This window comes from Pseudopontixanthobacter vadosimaris, from assembly GCF_012979275.1.
Lineage (GTDB): Bacteria > Pseudomonadota > Alphaproteobacteria > Sphingomonadales > Sphingomonadaceae > Pseudopontixanthobacter > Pseudopontixanthobacter vadosimaris.
The window spans coordinates 120,154-137,106 of the sequence record NZ_JABASZ010000037.1; the positions used below are offsets into that span (position 1 = coordinate 120,154).

The following is a 16,953-nucleotide window of genomic DNA, read 5'->3' on the forward strand; positions in this document are numbered from 1 at the left end:
GCGTGATTTACAGTCATTGCGACAGGTGGGCTGATTCAGACCTGTGGCTTGGCGTAAGCGGCAGCCGAACCGCCTGTCACTCGCCCGGCTTGGTGCCGCTGTTCGATACCGCGGCACCTGCGCCGGGCACCGGCTGTTCGTCGGACATCGCGCCCGCTGCCTGAGCAGCGCTGTCGATGCCGCCGCCCTCGATCGGACCCGGCCCTTCCGCAGCGCCGTCAATGCCCACTTCCTCTCCCAGTATCGGTTCGGCTTCGGGTTCCGGCAGCGGCGGCCCGCCGCCATTTTCGCGCAGATACAGAATGACGGCAGCGCGATCTTCGGCGCTGGACAGTCCGGCGAAGCTCATCTTGGTGCCCGAAGCAAAGGCACGCGGGCTTTTCAGCCAGGCGTCCATCGCCTCGTAATCCCATTCGCCGCCATGTTCGGCCAGGGCCGAGCTATAGGCGAACCCTGCGGCATGCTTGCCGATGGGCTTGCCGAGAACGCCCCACAGGTTCGGGCCGATACCATTGGCGCCGCCCTGCGCGATGGAATGGCAGGCTGTGCATTTGGCAAACACCTTCTCACCGGCAAGCGCATCGGCGCTGGCGAGCAGGGTGGCGAGCGACGGGCCGGCTTCCCCGCCGCCTTCCTCGACGACACCTTCGATGGGATAGCCCATCTCCTCGGGCCGTTCAGTCTCGAACCAGCGGGAGGAAATGCTGGAAAGGCCCAGCGCCACGATCGCGGCACCCAGTACCCAGCCAGCGGCGGTGTTGAAACGATCGTCCATAATCTATCGCGTCTCTACATTTGCCTGCCCGTCGAATCCTGCCGCACATACGGCAGGGGCAGATTTGCCGCATGCTCTAGTCAGGCCTGCCGCGAGTTGCAAGAGGCTGCCCTGCCGGAGCAGCGCTTCGCCCGCGCCAAGGGCATATTGCTTGCCCCGCTGCCGGTCCCCCTTTAGCGGGGCCGCCATGCGCAGCTTCCCAGCCCCAGCCCTCGCCATGGTCGAAAAGATGCAGGCCGCGGCCGCAGCAGAGCCATCCCGCGCCATCGCCCTGCAGGGCGCGCCGGGCGCAAATTCGCACCGCGCGGCGCAGGAATTCGCGCCGGAGGCGCTGCCGCTGCCCTGCTTCAGTTTCGAAGACGCCATCGAAGCCGTGAAGAATGGCCGCGCCGGTTCCGCGATCATTCCTATCGAGAACAGCCAGCACGGCCGGGTAGCCGACATCCATTTCCTGCTGCCGGAAAGCGGCCTTGCCATCGTGGCCGAACATTTCATGCCGATCCATCATGCCCTGATGGGCCTGCGCGGAGCCGATGGTGCGATCGGCCCGTTCGAGGCTGCCTACAGCCACCCGCAGGCACTGGGCCAGTCGCGCCATTACCTGCAGGAACGCGGCATCGTGCCGCTCAGCTACGCAGATACCGCCGGCGCCGCCGCCTATGTCGCCGAATTGGGCGATCCGTCCCTATGCGCCATCGCCCCTGCCATCGCCGCCGATCTTTACGGGCTTGAGATCGTCGACCGGCGCGTCGAGGATGCGGCCGACAACATGACGCGCTTCGTCCTGCTCGCGCCCGAACCGCTCGATCCGGCGAGCCTTGCGGGCGAGGTCGCGATCACGACCTTCATCTTCGAGGTGAAGAACATTCCCGCCGCCCTGTTCAAGGCCATGGGCGGTTTTGCGACCAACGGCGTCAACATGACGAAGCTGGAGAGTTACCAGAAAGGCGCCAGCTTTTCCGCCAGCATGTTCTATGCCGACATCATCGGCGCACCCGGCGATGCCGGGGTGGACCGCGCACTGGACGAACTTGCCTTCCATTGCAAGGAACTGCGCATTCTGGGCAGCTATCGCCAGGCACGGGGACGCGATCTGGCCTGATCCCCCGAAGTCGTTCGGGAACCTTCCCTTATTTTGGGAACCTGCCCTTATAATGACGGTTGCTCTGTGTTAGGCACGCGTTACGCAAGTTCAGGGGAGAACATAATGCGCATGGGCAATTACCGCTTCAACCAGGATGCAGCAGTGCAACTGGCTGAGAATATCATTCTCGCAATCATCATTCTTATCGTCACCTGGGCCTTGGCCAGGGCGGCGAAATGGGCATTCGCCAAACTCGTCGACAATGTGCGGTTTTTCCAGCGCCACACCGGCAATGGGCACAGCCTTGGTGAAAGCCTGGGCAAGATCGTCGCCCTCATCATCTGGCTGTTCGGCCTGATTGCGGTGCTCAACGTATTTGACCTTGGACCAGTCATGGCGCCCGTGCAGCGTTTGCTGAACGACATCGCCGGCTTCATCCCGAACCTGATCGGCGCTGCGCTGATCTTCTTCATCGGCCTGATGATTGCGCGCATCCTGCGTGATCTGACGGTGACTGCCCTCCAGACCTTCGATTTCGACAAATGGGTCAATCGCGGCGGCGCTGCCGAAGTCACCGGCAATCACAAGATCAGCCAGACCATCGGCACGATCGTTTTCGTGCTGATCATCATTCCTGTCGCCATCATGGCGCTGGAAGCCTTGGACCTGCAGACGATTTCCGAACCCGCCAGCAACATGCTCGCATTGATCTTCGATGCCATTCCGCGCATCATCGGCGCGGCCATCCTGCTCGGCATCGGCTATCTGATCAGCAAGTTCGTCGTGGAAATCCTGAAGGAAATCCTGCCCGGCCTGGGTGTCGACCGCGCCATCGGTTCGACCGATATCCTGCCGGCAGGCACCAGCATCACGAGCATCATCGCCCGCATCGCGCAGATTGCCATCATCCTGTTCTTTGCCATCGCGGCAACGCGCCTGCTCGGGTTTCCCGAACTGACACAGATCCTCGACGCGGTGCTCGAACTGGGTGCGCAGATCATCTTCGGCGCGGTCGTCATCGTGATCGGCTTCATGATCGCCCGCCTGCTGGAACGGATGATCGGGGGCGGCGAAGGCGAAAGCAGCCTTGCCGGACAGATCGTGAAATGGGCCACCATCATCCTGTTCACCTTCATGGGCCTGCGCTTCATGAGCGTGGGCGAGAACATCATCGAGATGGCGTTTGCAGCACTGGTGATCGCAGGCGCGGTCGCCTTCGGTGTCGGCGGAGCGCTCGCCTTCGGTCTTGGCGGCCGTCAGTGGGCCGGTCGCAAGCTGGAGGAAATGGACAGCAAGGTGCGTGAAGAGCGCAGCAAGCTGAAATCTTCGGGCAGCAGCAGCCGCAGCACCGCCGTTTCGGCGCCGGCAACCAGCGCCGCTTCGCAGCGGACGACCGATCCGATCGTCCGCGACGACGATCTGCCCCCCGGGGCCTGATCGCTGACGAAGCGATGGCTTGAAACCATCGCCTGAATACAGATAGGGGCGCGGGATCATGATCCTGCGCCCCGCTTCTTTGGACGATACCAAATCTCTTGCCGCACTGGGCCGCGACAGCTTCGTCGCTGCTTTCGGGCATATCTACCAGACGCCCGATCTCAAACGCTTTCTGCAGAACGTCTATGCGCCGGAAGTGGTCGCCCGCGAAATCGCGCATCCGGACCGGATTTACTGTCTGGCGATCATGGACGAGCGGCTCGCCGGCTTCTGCAAGCTTGCCCTTGCCAGTCCCTATGCCGCCTGTTCCGATGCCCGGAGCCCGATCGCACTCGGCCAGCTCTATACGCAGCCCGATCTGACGGGCCGGGGTTTGGGCGCAGCCTTGATGGATTGGACGCTGGAGGAAGCGAGGCGTCGGAATGCGGACGCCATCCAGTTGACCGTTTACAGCGACAATCCCGGAGCGCAGCGGTTCTATGCGCGCTATGGCTTCACCAAGATTGCCGATGTGGATTTCTGGGTAGGCAATCACCGGGACGATGAATTCCTGTTCGAACTGCGGCTGTAACGAACACTACATTCGCTCGCAGGCACCTGACCGGAGGCAATTCCCAGTTCACTCCGAACCTGTTAAGGCGGCTGTGATGACCGACGCTGCGACCCTGCTGCGACTTCGCTGCCATCCGGCGGCAAGGCTCCGGCCGCAGCAGATGTGCCCCTGCCCTGATCCTTCCGAACCAGAGAACGGCCCCCACCCATGAATGCCATCCGCCCCTGGCGCACCATCGAGCGCCGCAAGAGCCGCCAGATCATGGTCGGCAACACGCCCGTCGGCGGCGATGCTCCCATTACCGTTCAGACGATGACCAACACGCTGACATCCGATGCGCGCGCGACAATCGACCAGATTCGCCGGTGCGAGGAAGCGGGGGCGGACATCATCCGCGTCTCCTGCCCCGATCGGGAAAGCACGGCAGCCTTCGGCAAGATCGTCAGGGCCGCGCGCGTGCCGCTGGTCGCCGATATCCATTTTCATTACAAGCGCGCGCTGGAGGCTGCCGATGCCGGTGCCGCCTGCCTCCGCATCAACCCCGGAAATATCGGCAGCAGCGAACGGGTGGCAGAAGTCGTCCGTGCCGCAAAGGCGAATGGCTGCGCGATCCGTATCGGGGTGAATGCCGGCAGCCTCGAACGTGACCTGCTGGAAAAATATGGCGAACCCTGCCCCGAAGCGCTGGTCGAAAGCGCGATGGATCATATCAAGCTGCTGCAGGATCATGACTTCCACGAATATAAGGTCGCGGTGAAGGCCAGCGACGTGTTCCTGGCCGTAGCCGCCTATCAGGGCCTGGCCGATGCCGTCGACTGCCCGCTGCATCTCGGCATCACGGAGGCAGGCGGGTTGATCGGCGGCACGGTCAAGAGCAGCATCGGCCTCGGCAATTTGCTCTGGTCGGGTATCGGCGACACCATCCGCGTGTCCTTGTCAGCGGAACCGGAAGAGGAAATTCGCGTCGGTTTCGAGATGCTGAAGGCGCTGGGCCTGCGCACCCGCGGCGTGCGGGTGGTATCCTGCCCCTCCTGCGCGCGGCAGGGTTTCGATGTCATCCGCACCGTCCAGGCGCTGGAGGAGCGGTTGCAGCACATCAAGACGCCGCTGTCGCTGTCCGTCCTCGGCTGTGTGGTCAACGGCCCCGGCGAGGCGCGCGAGACCGATATCGGCATCACCGGCGGCGGCGCGGGCAAGCACATGGTCTATCTGTCGGGCGTGACCGACCATCATGTGCAGAGCGCCGACATGCTCGACCACATCGTCGATCTGGTCGAGGCGAAGGCTGCCGAGATCGAGGATTCGATGAATGATGCCGGGCGGTTGGCGGCGGCGGAATAGGCGTGGTGCGGCAGCTTCTCGCCCGCTTCGGCTCCGTGCTGCGAGACGGGTTCCGTATCTGGTGGCTGGCGCCGCTGGTCCCGGCGCTGGTTGCCGTGCCCGAAGCGATCCAGCATGTCGTCGAGATCAGGATCGGGATGTTCGAAAGCCGCGAAGCCTTCAACCTGCTGGCGGGCGATCCCCGGCGCATGGCCTGGGGCTATCCCAAGGTGGCCGGAGTGCTGCTCGCCATCCTTGCCACCGTTCGCTTTCTGGGAACGCGGAACCGCAAGGACGCATGGTGGGATTTGCGCGATGTTGCCTGGAAGAACCTGCTGTACGCGGTTGTCCTGATTGCCGCTTCGATCGTTCCCGGCTTGCTGCTGGAAGGCAGCATGGGTGCGGATGCGGCCGAGTGGGTGCACAGAGCCTTTTCGCTCGCCATTCTGCCGCTGCTGCCCCTCATGGTTCTGGCCCTTGCCGGTGATAGCAAGCTGAGCTTGCGCCGCGCCTATCGCTTGCCGGGATGGGTCGCATCGCTGCGCCTGCTCGTTTTCGTGGCGATCGTCTGGGTGCCGCTGCAAAGGTGGCACGGGCTGAACCATACATGGGCGCTGGGCGCGCCGGATGTCGCCGTATGGGCGCTGATGACGCTCGACGTAATCGTCGTCGGGGTGCTCGCGACGATGGCAGGCAGCGCGATGTGGCACGGTGCCCGCCCTGTCGTACCCGATGCCGGAGCGAACAGCCCGCACGCTCCCGCTGCCGCCTGACGCAACCTTGCTCCACGTCGTTCACCATGCCGATTACATGGCGCCGCCGCCCGAGAGCGGCACGTTCAAATTCGACAAATATGCGCTGGTGATGGTGGCGCTGCGCGAAAGCGGCTACCCCATCACCGAACATGCGCCGCCGCCCTGCCCGCGTAAATGGCTCGAAGCGGTGCATGACCCCGAATATGTCGACCAGGTTTTCACCGCGACCGTTCCGCGGGACAAGGAACGCCGCATCGGCTTTCCCGTGACGCCGCGCATCGCCTCGCGCGTGCGGCATACGAATGGCGGTACCTGGATGGCGGCGCAGCTTGCCATGCAGCATGGCTATGCCGCGAACAGCGCCGCCGGCAGCCATCATGCGCTGCATGATACCGGGGCGGGATATTGCGTGTTCAACGATCTGGCAGTCAATGCCAACCGCCTGATTGCCGAAGGTGCGGCGGACCGGGTGCTGATCGTCGATCTGGATGTGCATCAGGGCGATGGCACCGCCAGCCTGATGGCGGGCCGGGCCGATGTATTCACCTTTTCCATGCACGCGGCCAAGAATTTCCCCGTCCGCAAAGCGCGCAGCGGGCTGGATGTCGAACTGGCCGACGGCACCGGAGACGAGGCTTACCTCGCCGAACTGGCGCGGCATCTGCCGGTGCTGATCGACGGATTCCGCCCCGATATCGTGCTGTATCAGGCCGGTGTCGATCCGCACCGGGACGATCGCCTCGGCCGGCTGAACCTAAGCGATGACGGTCTGGCCCGGCGGGACACTTACGTAGTGAGCGAAGTGCGCCGGCGCGGCCTGCCAGTGGCCAGTGCACTGGGCGGCGGATATGGTGCCGACCAGCAGATCGTCGCGGGGCGTCATGCGGCATCGATGCTGACCATGGCGCGGGAGAACACCCGGTATCCGCAGCCTGAAGCTTCACGCTCTGCGGCAGGATGACTGTGCCCTGCGACGATGCCGCGAATTACATTCACGACAGGTTAGGCGCCTTGCTGCTATGGGTGCGCGTATGAATAGACGTGACCTCCTGAAGGCGGGCATGGTGGCTGGGGCGGCAATGGCCTTCCCCGCGCGCCTTCCGGCCAGCCCCATCGCCCTGAATTTGCGCGACCGACAGTTGATGGAGATCGCCCGGCGCGAGATCGCGCGCGCGCCTGCGGACGTCCTGTGGCACCGCGACCGGGTGGCTATCGCGGATTTCGCGCTTCATTCGTCCATTCCGCGCTTCCATTTCGTCAATCTGGAAAACGGGATCGTTGAGTCGCATCTGGTCAGCCATGGCACCGGATCCGATCCGGAGCATGACGGCTTTCTCAACCTGTTCTCCAATGTCGAAGGCAGCAATGCGACCAGCAGCGGCGCCTTTGCCACCCGCAACTGGTATTCGGGCCGCTATGGCACATCCGTCCGTCTGCTGGGGCTGGATTCCACCAATTACAACGCCCTCGACCGGGCTATCGTGATGCATCGGGCCGATTATGCCGAACCCGAACATGTTGCGCGCTGGGGCCGACTGGGCAGGTCGAACGGCTGCTTCGCGATGGGCGAGGCGGATTTCAAGAAGGCGCTGGTGCAGGTGGCTGGCGGCCGCCTGATCTTTGCGGACCGGCTGAACCTGCCGCCGCCGGACTGACCGTCACCGTCTTTGCACCGCATGGAAATGGCGCGGAAACCTGCCGGTCTCCGCGCCATTTTTCGCGTTTGCTGTCAGTCAGGCACCCGGCGCTTCCAGCGGCACCACTTCTTCGTCCGTCACGCGGGCGCGGTTGGCGATGCGCGGCTTGTCCAGCGCGGCGAGGACTGGCGCGTCGCGGTCGTAAATATCGTCGAAGGTCGCCAGCTTGCCGTCAATGTCGCGGGCCATGGTGAAATAGGTGATGTAGACAGGCATCGTCTTGTCGAACCCGACGCGCGTGTATTTGCCCGACGTGTTATGCTCCACGCCTTCTTCTGCAGACAGGCCCGCCTGCAGAATAGCCATGGTGATCGCCAGTTCGCTGGCGCGTTCGGTGCGGATGCAGCCATGGCTCAGCGCGCGATTGGCCTGCGAGAACAGATTGCGATTGGGGGTGTCGTGCAAAAAGATCGCATGCTCGTTCGGCATATCCAGCTTCATCCGCCCCAGCGAATTGGTCGGCCCGGGCTGCTGCACCACGCTGATCCAGCCATTCTCCCCCTTGGTGGCGACATAGCCGGCGCGCTTCGCCCACGCCGGATTGTTCAGCACTTTCGCGCCCAGCCCCTCGCCCTTCACGATGCTTTGCGGCACCGTCCAGTTCGGGTTGAAGATCACGCCCTCGACGCTTTCCGCCAGCTGCGGGGTCGCGGTACGGCCCGGCTTGCCGACGATCGTGCGATAAGTGCTGATGATCTTGTCGTTCACCGTCAGGCGGAGTTGATATTCCGGCACATTGGTTATCAGATATTGCCCGCCAAGATCGCGGCCGAGCCAGCGCCAGCGATCCATATTGGCGCGGATCAGCTTGCGGCGCTTGCTATCGGACTTGGGCGTCCTGGCCAGTTCGGCTCTCAGCACGCCATAGTCGGGGTGCAGCGGCGCAACTGATTTCAGCGCCGCAGCGATATCGCCGCTGTCCAAAGCCTGCTGCATGATATCCGCGGTGCGGTAGCGGTCGGGATCCGGATCGACGACGAACCACTGGCGGCGCGATTCCATGGGCGTGCGTCCGTCCCGCATGTCCTCGATCAGGTAAGTGAAACTGCGACTTGCGATTTCGTTCAGGCCAGCGCCCGCACCGGCGGAGATCGCCGCCTGCAATTCTGCAAGGTGATAGTCGCGCGGGTCGAGACCTTCCGATCCTATGTCCTCGATCACCTTAACCAATGCGCCGGCCTGTGCCACGGTCCAGGTCTGCACGGCAGGGGTGACGGGCTGGACGACCTCATTGTTCTCGACGAACAGGGGCGTAGTTCCCACAGGCGTGCCGGCGGGAGGAGCAATCGCAGGCGTAATCGTCCGCTGGTCTCCTGCCTGCGGCTGGGCCGCGGCAGCGGGACGTTCGCCCGGCAATATGGCAGCCGGCGCTCCCCGTGCCGTCTGTGCCGAGACGGCCTGCGGCATGGCGGAGAAAATAGCGGCCGAAGCCAGAAGGCCCCATTGAAACGATCTGTTCATTGCATAAGCCTCTTGCGCTGATGGCGGCGCAGCGGCCGCGGCATAAGCGGCCATTCTAGCGCGATGTTCTGCGCAGCACTATCCCCGAAGATGCCTTGCCACAGGCTGAATTGCTGCGGCCGAATTGCTGCAACCTGCCGGAAGATCGCGCTTCCTGGCCGCATTCAGTCCGTCACCTGCACCGCTGCGGCGGGTTCCGTCCCATGATCCGCCCCATGATCCGCTGAAGTGAATGCTGCTGCGAAACAGGCGATGACCGCCAGCGAGGTGACTCCTATTCCTGCGCGCAGCCACCAGTCGCGCCGCGATGCGATCAGGTCTGTCGCACCGCTCCTGGCGCTGCTCTGGTCCGTCGAATGGTTCACGATTCCCCCCCCCGCCCCCCGGCTCTTCCTCCAAGCGCAGCCCCGCGCCCTGCGGTATTCTTCGGCATCTGCCGGCGCAACTCAAGATATTTCTGCCGATCCCCTTGCAAATAGGGAAGAAACCGGCTGCGAGCCTCCGCCGCCTTGACGAAACGCGCTTTCTTGCGCAGTTGGACCGCAATTCGGTTTCATGCGTTCATCCGGGTGAAACCTTTTGCCACTTTCCCTTTCGCGGCGGGTCGGCAGTTGAAATTCGCAAGCAAAGGACGCGCAAGCATGACCATGGTCGGCAAGAATTCGCTCGATACACGCAGCACCATGACGGTGGGAGGCAAGGATTACGCCTATTACTCCCTCGCCAAGGCTTCGGAGACAATCGGCGATGTCTCGCGCTTGCCATTTTCCATGAAGGTGCTGCTCGAAAACCTGCTGCGCTTCGAAGATGCCGGCCACACCGTCTCCGTCGAAGATATCCGCAAACTGGCCGACTGGCAGAAGAACCCGAAGACCGGCAGCGAGATCCAGTATCGCCCGGCGCGTGTGCTGCTGCAGGATTTCACCGGCGTGCCCTGCGTCGTCGATCTGGCCGCCATGCGCGATGCGATCAGCAATCTGGGCGGCGATACCGCCAAGATCAATCCGCAGGTGCCAGTCCATCTGGTGATCGACCACTCTGTCATGGTCGATGAATTCGGCCATCCGAAAGCCATGGAACAGAACATGGAGCTGGAATATCAGCGCAATGCGGAGCGCTACGATTTCCTCAAATGGGGCGCACGCAGCCTCGACGATTTCAAGGCCGTTCCTCCGGGCACCGGCATCTGCCACCAGGTGAACCTCGAGCATATCGGGCAATGCGTCTGGACGAGCGAGGATGAGGACGGCAACCTGGTCGCCTATCCCGATACCTGCGTCGGCACCGACAGCCACACCACCATGATCAACGGGCTTGGCGTGCTTGGCTGGGGCGTTGGCGGGATCGAGGCCGAGGCCGCCATGCTGGGGCAGCCGATCTCCATGCTGGTCCCCGAGGTCGTGGGCTTCAAATTCACCGGCCGGCTGCGCGAAGGCGTGACTGCCACCGATTTGGTGCTGACGGCAACGCAGATGCTGCGCCAGCATGGCGTCGTCGGCCGCTTCGTCGAATATTTCGGCCCCGGCCTCGCCAGCCTCAGCCTCGCCGACCGCGCCACGCTGGCCAACATGTCGCCCGAATATGGCGCGACCTGCGGTTTCTTCGGAATCGACGACAAGACGCTCGACTATCTGCGCCTGACCGGCCGCGACGAAGACCAGATCGAACTGGTCGAGGCCTATGCCAAGGAACAGGGCTTCTGGCACGACGATGCCAACCCCGACCCTGTTTTCACCACCACGCTGGAGCTTGACCTCGATGCGGTCGTTCCTTCGCTTGCCGGGCCAAAACGCCCGCAGGACAAGGTCGTGCTTCCCGAAGTGGACGATCTGTTCAACAGCGACCTGCGCACGACCTACAAGAAGCTGGCGGCAGAGCGCGTTGATGTCGAAGGCCGCCCGCACGATATCGGCGATGGCGACGTGGTGATCGCGGCAATCACCAGCTGCACCAACACCTCGAACCCCGACGTGCTGATCGCCGCGGGCCTCGTCGCCCAGAAGGCGCGGGCGCGCGGCCTGAAGCCGAAGCCCTGGGTCAAGACCAGCCTGGCACCGGGATCGCAGGTGGTTACCGATTATCTGATCAAATCCGGCCTGCAGGACGATCTCGACGCCATGGGCTTCGGCCTGGTCGGCTATGGCTGCACCACCTGCATCGGCAATTCGGGGCCGTTGGCGCCGCCCATCAGCGCCGCGATCAACAACAACAACATCGTTGCCGCCAGCGTACTGTCGGGCAACCGGAACTTTGAAGGCCGCGTCAGCCCCGACGTGCGCGCGAACTTCCTTGCCAGTCCGCCGCTGGTGGTGGCCTATGCGCTGAAGGGCACCGTTACCGAGGACATGATCGAAAGCCCGATCGGGCAGGATCAGGACGGGCAGGACGTGTTCCTGAAGGACATCTGGCCGAGCAACCAGGAAGTCGCCGATCTGCGCAACGCCAATATCGATCGCGGCATGTTCGAACGCCGTTACGCCGACGTCTACAAGGGCGACGAGCATTGGCAGGCCATCGACGTAACCGGATCCGACACCTATCAGTGGCGCCCCGGCAGCACCTATATCGCCAACCCGCCCTATTTCGACGGAATGGAGATGACACCCGCGCCGATCACCGACATCGTCGATGCGAAGCCGCTCGCCGTGCTGGGCGATTCCGTCACTACCGACCACATCAGCCCCGCCGGATCGATCAAGGCGGACAGCCCGGCAGGCGAATATCTGCTGGCCAATCAGGTCGCACGCGCGGATTTCAATTCCTATGGCAGCCGCCGGGGCAACCATGAAGTGATGATGCGCGGCACCTTCGCCAATATCCGCATCAAGAACGAAATGGTTCCGGGTGTCGAAGGTGGCTACACCACCTACAAGGGCGAACAGATGGCCATCTACGATGCCGCCATGAAGCACCGGGAGGACGGCACGCCGCTGGTCGTCGTAGCGGGCAAGGAATATGGTACCGGTTCCAGCCGAGACTGGGCGGCGAAGGGCACAATTCTGCTGGGCGTGCGTGCGGTGATCGTCGAAAGCTACGAGCGGATTCACCGGTCGAACCTGGTGGGAATGGGCGTGCTGCCGCTGCAATTTGCAGAAGGGGAAAGCCGCACGACGCTTGGCCTCAGGGGCGACGACAGCTTCACCATTCGCGGCTTGGGCGATCTGTCGCCGGGCCAGGATGTCACCGTCGATGTGACGCGCGCCGATGGGGAAAGCTTCTCGTTCACGGCGAAGTGCCGGATCGATACGGCGAACGAAATGGATTACTACCGGAATGGCGGTATCCTTCAATATGTGCTGCGCAAATTGGCCGCCTGAGCGGGCGCCGCTGCATCGAACACGGGAAGGGCGGCCTGCGGGCCGCCCTTTTCGCTTACGGTTCGGAACCAGCGCCTGATCCTTACCCGGCGGAAGTGTTCAGGGGCGCAGCAAAAAGGCGGCTCGCACCGAGCCGCCTTTCCCATTTCACGATCGTCTGAAGACGCTGGTCAGGCGGCCTGTCCAGCTTTCAGCTTGCGCCGGCCCAGCACCGCTGCGGCGGCAAGGCCAAACAGGATCATTATGGGCGGAGCCGGCACCTGAGTGCCGCTGCTGCTCGACGTGGTCGATGTAACCCCGCCCGAACTGGTGCTCGAACTGGTGGACGTGCTGGTGGACGACGACGAGCTGGTCGACGAAGTCACATTGCCTGACGAACTGCTGCTGGTCGAGCTGCTGACGTTGCCTGACGAGCTGGTGCTGGTGGAGCTGCTGACATTGCCCGAGGTCGAGGAACTGGTCGAGCTGCTGCTCGTCACATTGCCCGAACTGCTGCTCGATACATTGCCCGAGGTCGAGGAACTGGCATTGTTGCCCGAACTGCTCGAAACATTTCCCGACGAACTGGAAACATTGCCGGAAGAAGTCGAGGTGGAAGTGCTCACCCCGCCTGTAGAGGTACTCACCCCCCCGGTTGACGTGCTGATCCCTCCCGTAGAGGTGCTCACCCCGCCGGTTGACGTGCTCACCCCTCCCGTCGAGGTGCTGACCCCGCCGGTGGAGGTCGTGCTCCCGCCCGTCGAAGTCGACGTCGATCCGCCGCTCGTCGTGAAACCGCCGGTGGAAGTGGATGTCGATCCACCCGTGGTGGTCAGACCGCCGGTGGAGCTCGAACTGGAAGTCGATCCGCCGTTGTTAGAATTGTCGATATCCACGATCACGCCGCCGGAGGAGCTCGACGAGCCGGTCGTCGTCGACGTGATGGCGACGCTGCCCCCGCCCGAACCGCCACCGCCGAAGAACCCCCCGAAGAAGCCGCCACCCGGACCTCCGCCGAACCCGCCGCTGCCGCCAAGGATCGTCACGCCGTCACCGCCGCCGCGAACCGGATTGCCCGCCGGCAACGGAGCGGGCACCGCCGTATAGGCCATCCGGTATTGCGGCGGGCATTCTTCCGCATATTGGCCGCCGGGGGCAGGGACGCCCGCCATGCCGGGTGCGATCGGGCCGACCGGTTCGCATTCGACCACCCGCCGGGTGATCCGCCGTTTGCGGGGAACGTCCTTCGGAATGCTGCGCCGGGCGATCCGGGGCGCTTTCACGGATTTGACCGGCTGCGCCTTCTGCGCCTTCACGGATTTGTAGGATGGACGATCGGTGATCGGCTTTTCCGCGACATGCACGGCGCCGCCTGCCAGCATCGCACCGCCCGCTGCGGTCGCCGAGAGTTTTGCCAGGGCTGTCTTCACGGACATGGATAAACGCTTTCATTATACTTCTGAAGGAGCCTTCAGGCCGGCGCATCCGGCAATCGGTTCGTCCCTGTTGTACAGGAAACGGCAAGCGGCCGCTTCGGGCAATGACGTTAACCACTTATCGTCGCCTTGAATCGATAATTCTCCATCCGCTGCGGGCTTTCACCGGGCAATGTCCCACTATGGAACCGAATTGGGACAAAAACTTGCCATAGATCAAGAGCTTTCGTCGAACAGGCCGCTTTGTTCGCCGCCTGCAACCCCCTTCAGCGGACACAATTCCAGATGCGCCCAGCCCGAGTCGTTCAGGCACCGCCCCCGCGCAGTGCGGGCGACCAGCCCCAGCTGGATCAGATAGGGTTCGATCACTTCTTCCACGGTGTCGCGCGGTTCGGACAGTCCGGCGGCCAGCGTTTCGACGCCGACCGGCCCGCCCTTGTAGATGGTGGCGATCATGGTGAGATAGCGCCTGTCCATGGCATCGAGCCCCAGCCGGTCCACTTCCAGTCGCGACAGTGCCTCGTCGGCCACGGCGCGAGTTACTATAGGGGCGTTCGCCACCTCGGCGAAATCGCGCACCCGCCGCATCAGGCGGCCCGCGACCCTTGGCGTGCCCCTGGCGCGCCGCGCAATCTCTGTCGCACCGCCCGCATCGATGCCCATGCCCAGCAGCCCCGCCCCGCGCGTGACCACCTTTTCCAGCTCCTCGACCGTGTAGAAATTGAGCCGCACGGGAATGCCGAAACGGTCGCGCAAGGGAGTCGTCAGCAGGCCCTGCCGCGTGGTCGCGCCCACCAGGGTGAAGGGCGGCAGATCGATCCTCACGCTCCGCGCCGACGGCCCCTCGCCGATCATGATGTCGAGGGCGCGGTCCTCCATCGCGGGATACAGCACTTCCTCCACCACCGGGTTCAGGCGGTGAATCTCGTCGATGAACAATACGTCGTGCGGTTCCAGATTGGTGAGCAGGGCTGCAAGGTCGCCAGCTTTGGCGATCACCGGCCCGCTTGTCGCGCGGAATCCAGCCCCCAGTTCGCGCGCCACGATCTGCGCCAGCGTGGTTTTGCCGAGGCCCGGCGGGCCGAAGAACAGCACATGATCCATGGCCTCGCCGCGCGATTTCGCAGCCTCGATGAATATGCGCAGATTTTCCCGTGCCGCTGCCTGACCGACAAATTCGCTTAACGACTTCGGGCGCAATGCCGCATCGGGATCGTCGGGCTGGCGCATGGGTGTAAGAGCGGTGTTCTCGATCATCCCCGCCCTATCCCGCCGCCCGCTTCAGCGCCACGCGAATGAGTTCGCCTTCTGCCGCGCCATCGCCCAGTTCCGCCTGCGCGGCGGCCACGGCGTTGGCGGCGACACTCGGCTTGAAACCAAGGTTCTCCAGAGCGGAGACCGCATCACTGCCTGCCCCGCCGATCGGCGGCGCCGCACCGGACTGGCCGGGCAGCGTCGGCATGGCGCCGGCCCTGTCCTTCAATTCATTGACGATGCGCGCCGCCAGTTTCGGCCCCACCCCTTGCGAACGGGCGATCATCGCGGCGTCGCCGCCCGCGCAGGCGGTCTGCACCTCGGCGATCGTCAGGGCCGAGAGGATTGCGAGCGCGACTTTGGAGCCGACACCCTGAACGCCGGTCAGCAGGCGGAACCAGTCGCGCTCCGCCGCTTCGGCGAAACCCAGCAGCCGCATGTCGGTTTCGCTTACCTGCAGATCGGTGAACAGGGTGCAGGCTCCGCCCACATCGCCCAGCGCCGTCAGCGTCCGCGACGAACAATGGGCGAGATAGCCCACCCCGCCGACATCGACGATGGCCCAGTCTGCGCCGGTTTCGTCCAGCCGCCCTTTCAGCTTTGCAATCATGTTTTGTTCTTGCGGACAAAGCGGCGCGCGGTCCACCCAAAAATGCCGTGCGCCGCTCATCCGCTGGTGGACAGGCTCCGCCGCTTTGCCCATGGATGCCGGCATGAGCGTGAATATATTCGGGCGGGTCTTCCGCTTCTCGACCTGGGGGGAAAGCCACGGACCGGCGCTGGGCGCGGTGGTGGACGGATGCCCGCCGGGGCTGGAACTGGATGAAAGCACCATCCAGCCATTCCTCGACGCGCGCCGACCGGGGCAATCTAAATTCACTACGCAGCGCAAGGAACCCGACGCGGTCCGCATCCTGTCGGGCGTGTTCGAGGGACGCACCACCGGCACGCCGATCAGCCTGATGATCGAGAATGTCGACCAGCGGTCGAAGGATTACTCCGAGGTCGCTCGAGCCTATCGCCCTGGACATGCCGATTATGCCTATGACGCGAAATATGGCTTTCGCGACTATCGCGGCGGTGGGCGCAGTTCCGCACGGGAAACCGCGGCCCGGGTCGCGGCGGGCGCGGTGGCGCGGCTGGTGATTCCCGAAGTTGCAATCACCGCTTTTGTCAGCGAGATCGGCGGGGATGCCATTGATCCGGCCAAATTCGACGAAGAGGAAATCGGCCGCAACCCCTTCTGGTGCCCCGATGCCGAAGCTGCTGCGCGCTGGGCGGAACGCGTGGACGAGGCGCGCCTGAGCGGATCGTCGCTCGGCGCGGTGGTCGAATGCAGGGCACAAGGCGTGCCGGCGGGATGGGGCGCGCCGGTCTATGCCAAGCTGGACGCCGACCTTGCCGCCGCCATGATGGGCATCAATGCGGTGAAAGGCGTGGAAATAGGCGACGGGTTCGGCGCGGCGCGGCTGAGCGGCGAGGAGAATGCCGATCCGATGCGGCCCGCGCAGGATGGCGGCGGTCCGCAGTTCACGGCCAACCACGCCGGGGGCATCGCCGGCGGCATCTCCACGGGCCAGCCCCTCGCCTTGCGCGTCGCGTTCAAGCCAACGAGTTCGATCCTGACCCCTGTGGACACCATCGACAGCGACGGCGCCGCGACCCGGATCCGGACGAAAGGCAGGCACGATCCCTGCGTCGGCATTCGCGGCGTTCCCGTGGTCGCCGCGATGATGGCGCTGGTGCTCGCCGATCACAAGCTGCTGCACCGGGCGCAGTGTGGGTGATCGGGGGCGGTTGACGGCAATCGGAAGAACCGATTGAAGCACGTTCATTGATTAATCCACTTGAACCTATCGGAACAATGGATTTTGCGCTTGCGGGC

The 16,953-nt window shown here is 63.9% G+C and carries 15 protein-coding genes; 10 read left to right on the forward strand and 5 right to left on the reverse strand.

Annotated features, from left to right (window positions below; all coding sequences use genetic code 11):
* Nucleotides 1-76 precede the first annotated feature (76 nt).
* Nucleotides 77-775 carry a c-type cytochrome gene (locus HG250_RS09605; RefSeq protein ID WP_170005054.1) on the reverse strand — a complete coding sequence of 233 codons (699 nt, stop codon included), beginning with the start codon at nt 773-775 and terminating at the stop codon, nt 77-79.
* Nucleotides 776-962: 187 nt separating this feature from the next.
* Here HG250_RS09605 and HG250_RS09610 point away from each other — a divergent pair, with 187 nt between their 5' ends.
* From HG250_RS09610 to HG250_RS09640, 7 genes are all read left to right on the forward strand, one after another.
* Nucleotides 963-1,877 (forward strand): prephenate dehydratase, encoded by a 915-nt coding sequence (locus HG250_RS09610; protein ID WP_170005057.1) that lies wholly within the window; start codon nt 963-965, stop codon nt 1,875-1,877.
* Nucleotides 1,878-1,982: 105 nt separating this feature from the next.
* A complete protein-coding gene (locus HG250_RS09615; RefSeq protein ID WP_170005059.1) occupies nt 1,983-3,296 on the forward strand; it encodes a mechanosensitive ion channel in 1,314 nt (437 codons plus the stop codon).
* A 58-nt stretch (nt 3,297-3,354) separates the two neighbouring features.
* Complete coding sequence (locus HG250_RS09620) at nt 3,355-3,867, forward strand: GNAT family N-acetyltransferase (RefSeq protein ID WP_170005061.1); 513 nt, start codon at nt 3,355-3,357, stop codon at nt 3,865-3,867.
* A 189-nt stretch (nt 3,868-4,056) separates the two neighbouring features.
* Nucleotides 4,057-5,190, forward strand: a complete 1,134-nt coding sequence (gene ispG / locus HG250_RS09625) for a flavodoxin-dependent (E)-4-hydroxy-3-methylbut-2-enyl-diphosphate synthase (RefSeq protein WP_170005063.1) — start codon at nt 4,057-4,059, stop codon at nt 5,188-5,190.
* Nucleotides 5,191-5,195: 5 nt separating this feature from the next.
* Entirely contained in the window at nt 5,196-5,942 is a 747-nt protein-coding gene (locus HG250_RS09630; protein ID WP_170005065.1) for a hypothetical protein, read from the forward strand.
* A 37-nt stretch (nt 5,943-5,979) separates the two neighbouring features.
* Complete coding sequence (locus HG250_RS09635; RefSeq protein ID WP_170005067.1) at nt 5,980-6,885, forward strand: histone deacetylase family protein; 906 nt, start codon at nt 5,980-5,982, stop codon at nt 6,883-6,885.
* 70 nt (nt 6,886-6,955) lie between these two features.
* Nucleotides 6,956-7,579: a murein L,D-transpeptidase catalytic domain-containing protein gene (locus HG250_RS09640; protein ID WP_170005069.1), complete on the forward strand. Its 624-nt coding sequence runs from the start codon at nt 6,956-6,958 to the stop codon at nt 7,577-7,579.
* Nucleotides 7,580-7,657: 78 nt separating this feature from the next.
* Here HG250_RS09640 and HG250_RS09645 read toward each other — a convergent pair whose 3' ends face one another.
* Together HG250_RS09645 and HG250_RS09650 are read right to left on the reverse strand one after the other, a co-directional pair.
* Nucleotides 7,658-9,082 (reverse strand): L,D-transpeptidase family protein, encoded by a 1,425-nt coding sequence (locus HG250_RS09645; RefSeq protein ID WP_240957043.1) that lies wholly within the window; start codon nt 9,080-9,082, stop codon nt 7,658-7,660.
* Nucleotides 9,083-9,246: 164 nt separating this feature from the next.
* Nucleotides 9,247-9,447, reverse strand: a complete 201-nt coding sequence (locus HG250_RS09650; protein WP_170005071.1) for a hypothetical protein — start codon at nt 9,445-9,447, stop codon at nt 9,247-9,249.
* Nucleotides 9,448-9,723: 276 nt separating this feature from the next.
* Between HG250_RS09650 and acnA the strand changes: the two genes are divergently transcribed.
* The gene (gene acnA / locus HG250_RS09655; protein ID WP_170005073.1) at nt 9,724-12,399 is read left to right on the forward strand and encodes an aconitate hydratase AcnA; all 2,676 of its coding nucleotides are present in this window, start codon (nt 9,724-9,726) and stop codon (nt 12,397-12,399) included.
* A gap of 282 nt (nt 12,400-12,681) precedes the next feature.
* On the forward strand, nt 12,682-13,485 hold the full coding sequence (locus tag HG250_RS09660) for a hypothetical protein (protein ID WP_205763594.1): 804 nt from the start codon (nt 12,682-12,684) through the stop codon (nt 13,483-13,485).
* Between the two features lie 545 nt (nt 13,486-14,030).
* Here HG250_RS09660 and ruvB read toward each other — a convergent pair.
* Together ruvB and ruvA are read right to left on the reverse strand one after the other, a co-directional pair.
* Nucleotides 14,031-15,071, reverse strand: a complete 1,041-nt coding sequence (ruvB, locus tag HG250_RS09665; protein ID WP_170005075.1) for a Holliday junction branch migration DNA helicase RuvB — start codon at nt 15,069-15,071, stop codon at nt 14,031-14,033.
* A gap of 7 nt (nt 15,072-15,078) precedes the next feature.
* Nucleotides 15,079-15,678, reverse strand: coding sequence for a Holliday junction branch migration protein RuvA (gene ruvA, locus HG250_RS09670; protein ID WP_170005077.1), 600 nt, complete (start codon nt 15,676-15,678; stop codon nt 15,079-15,081).
* A 103-nt stretch (nt 15,679-15,781) separates the two neighbouring features.
* Between ruvA and aroC the strand changes: the two genes are divergently transcribed.
* Entirely contained in the window at nt 15,782-16,855 is a 1,074-nt protein-coding gene (gene aroC / locus HG250_RS09675; protein WP_170005079.1) for a chorismate synthase, read from the forward strand.
* Nucleotides 16,856-16,953: the final 98 nt, after the last annotated feature.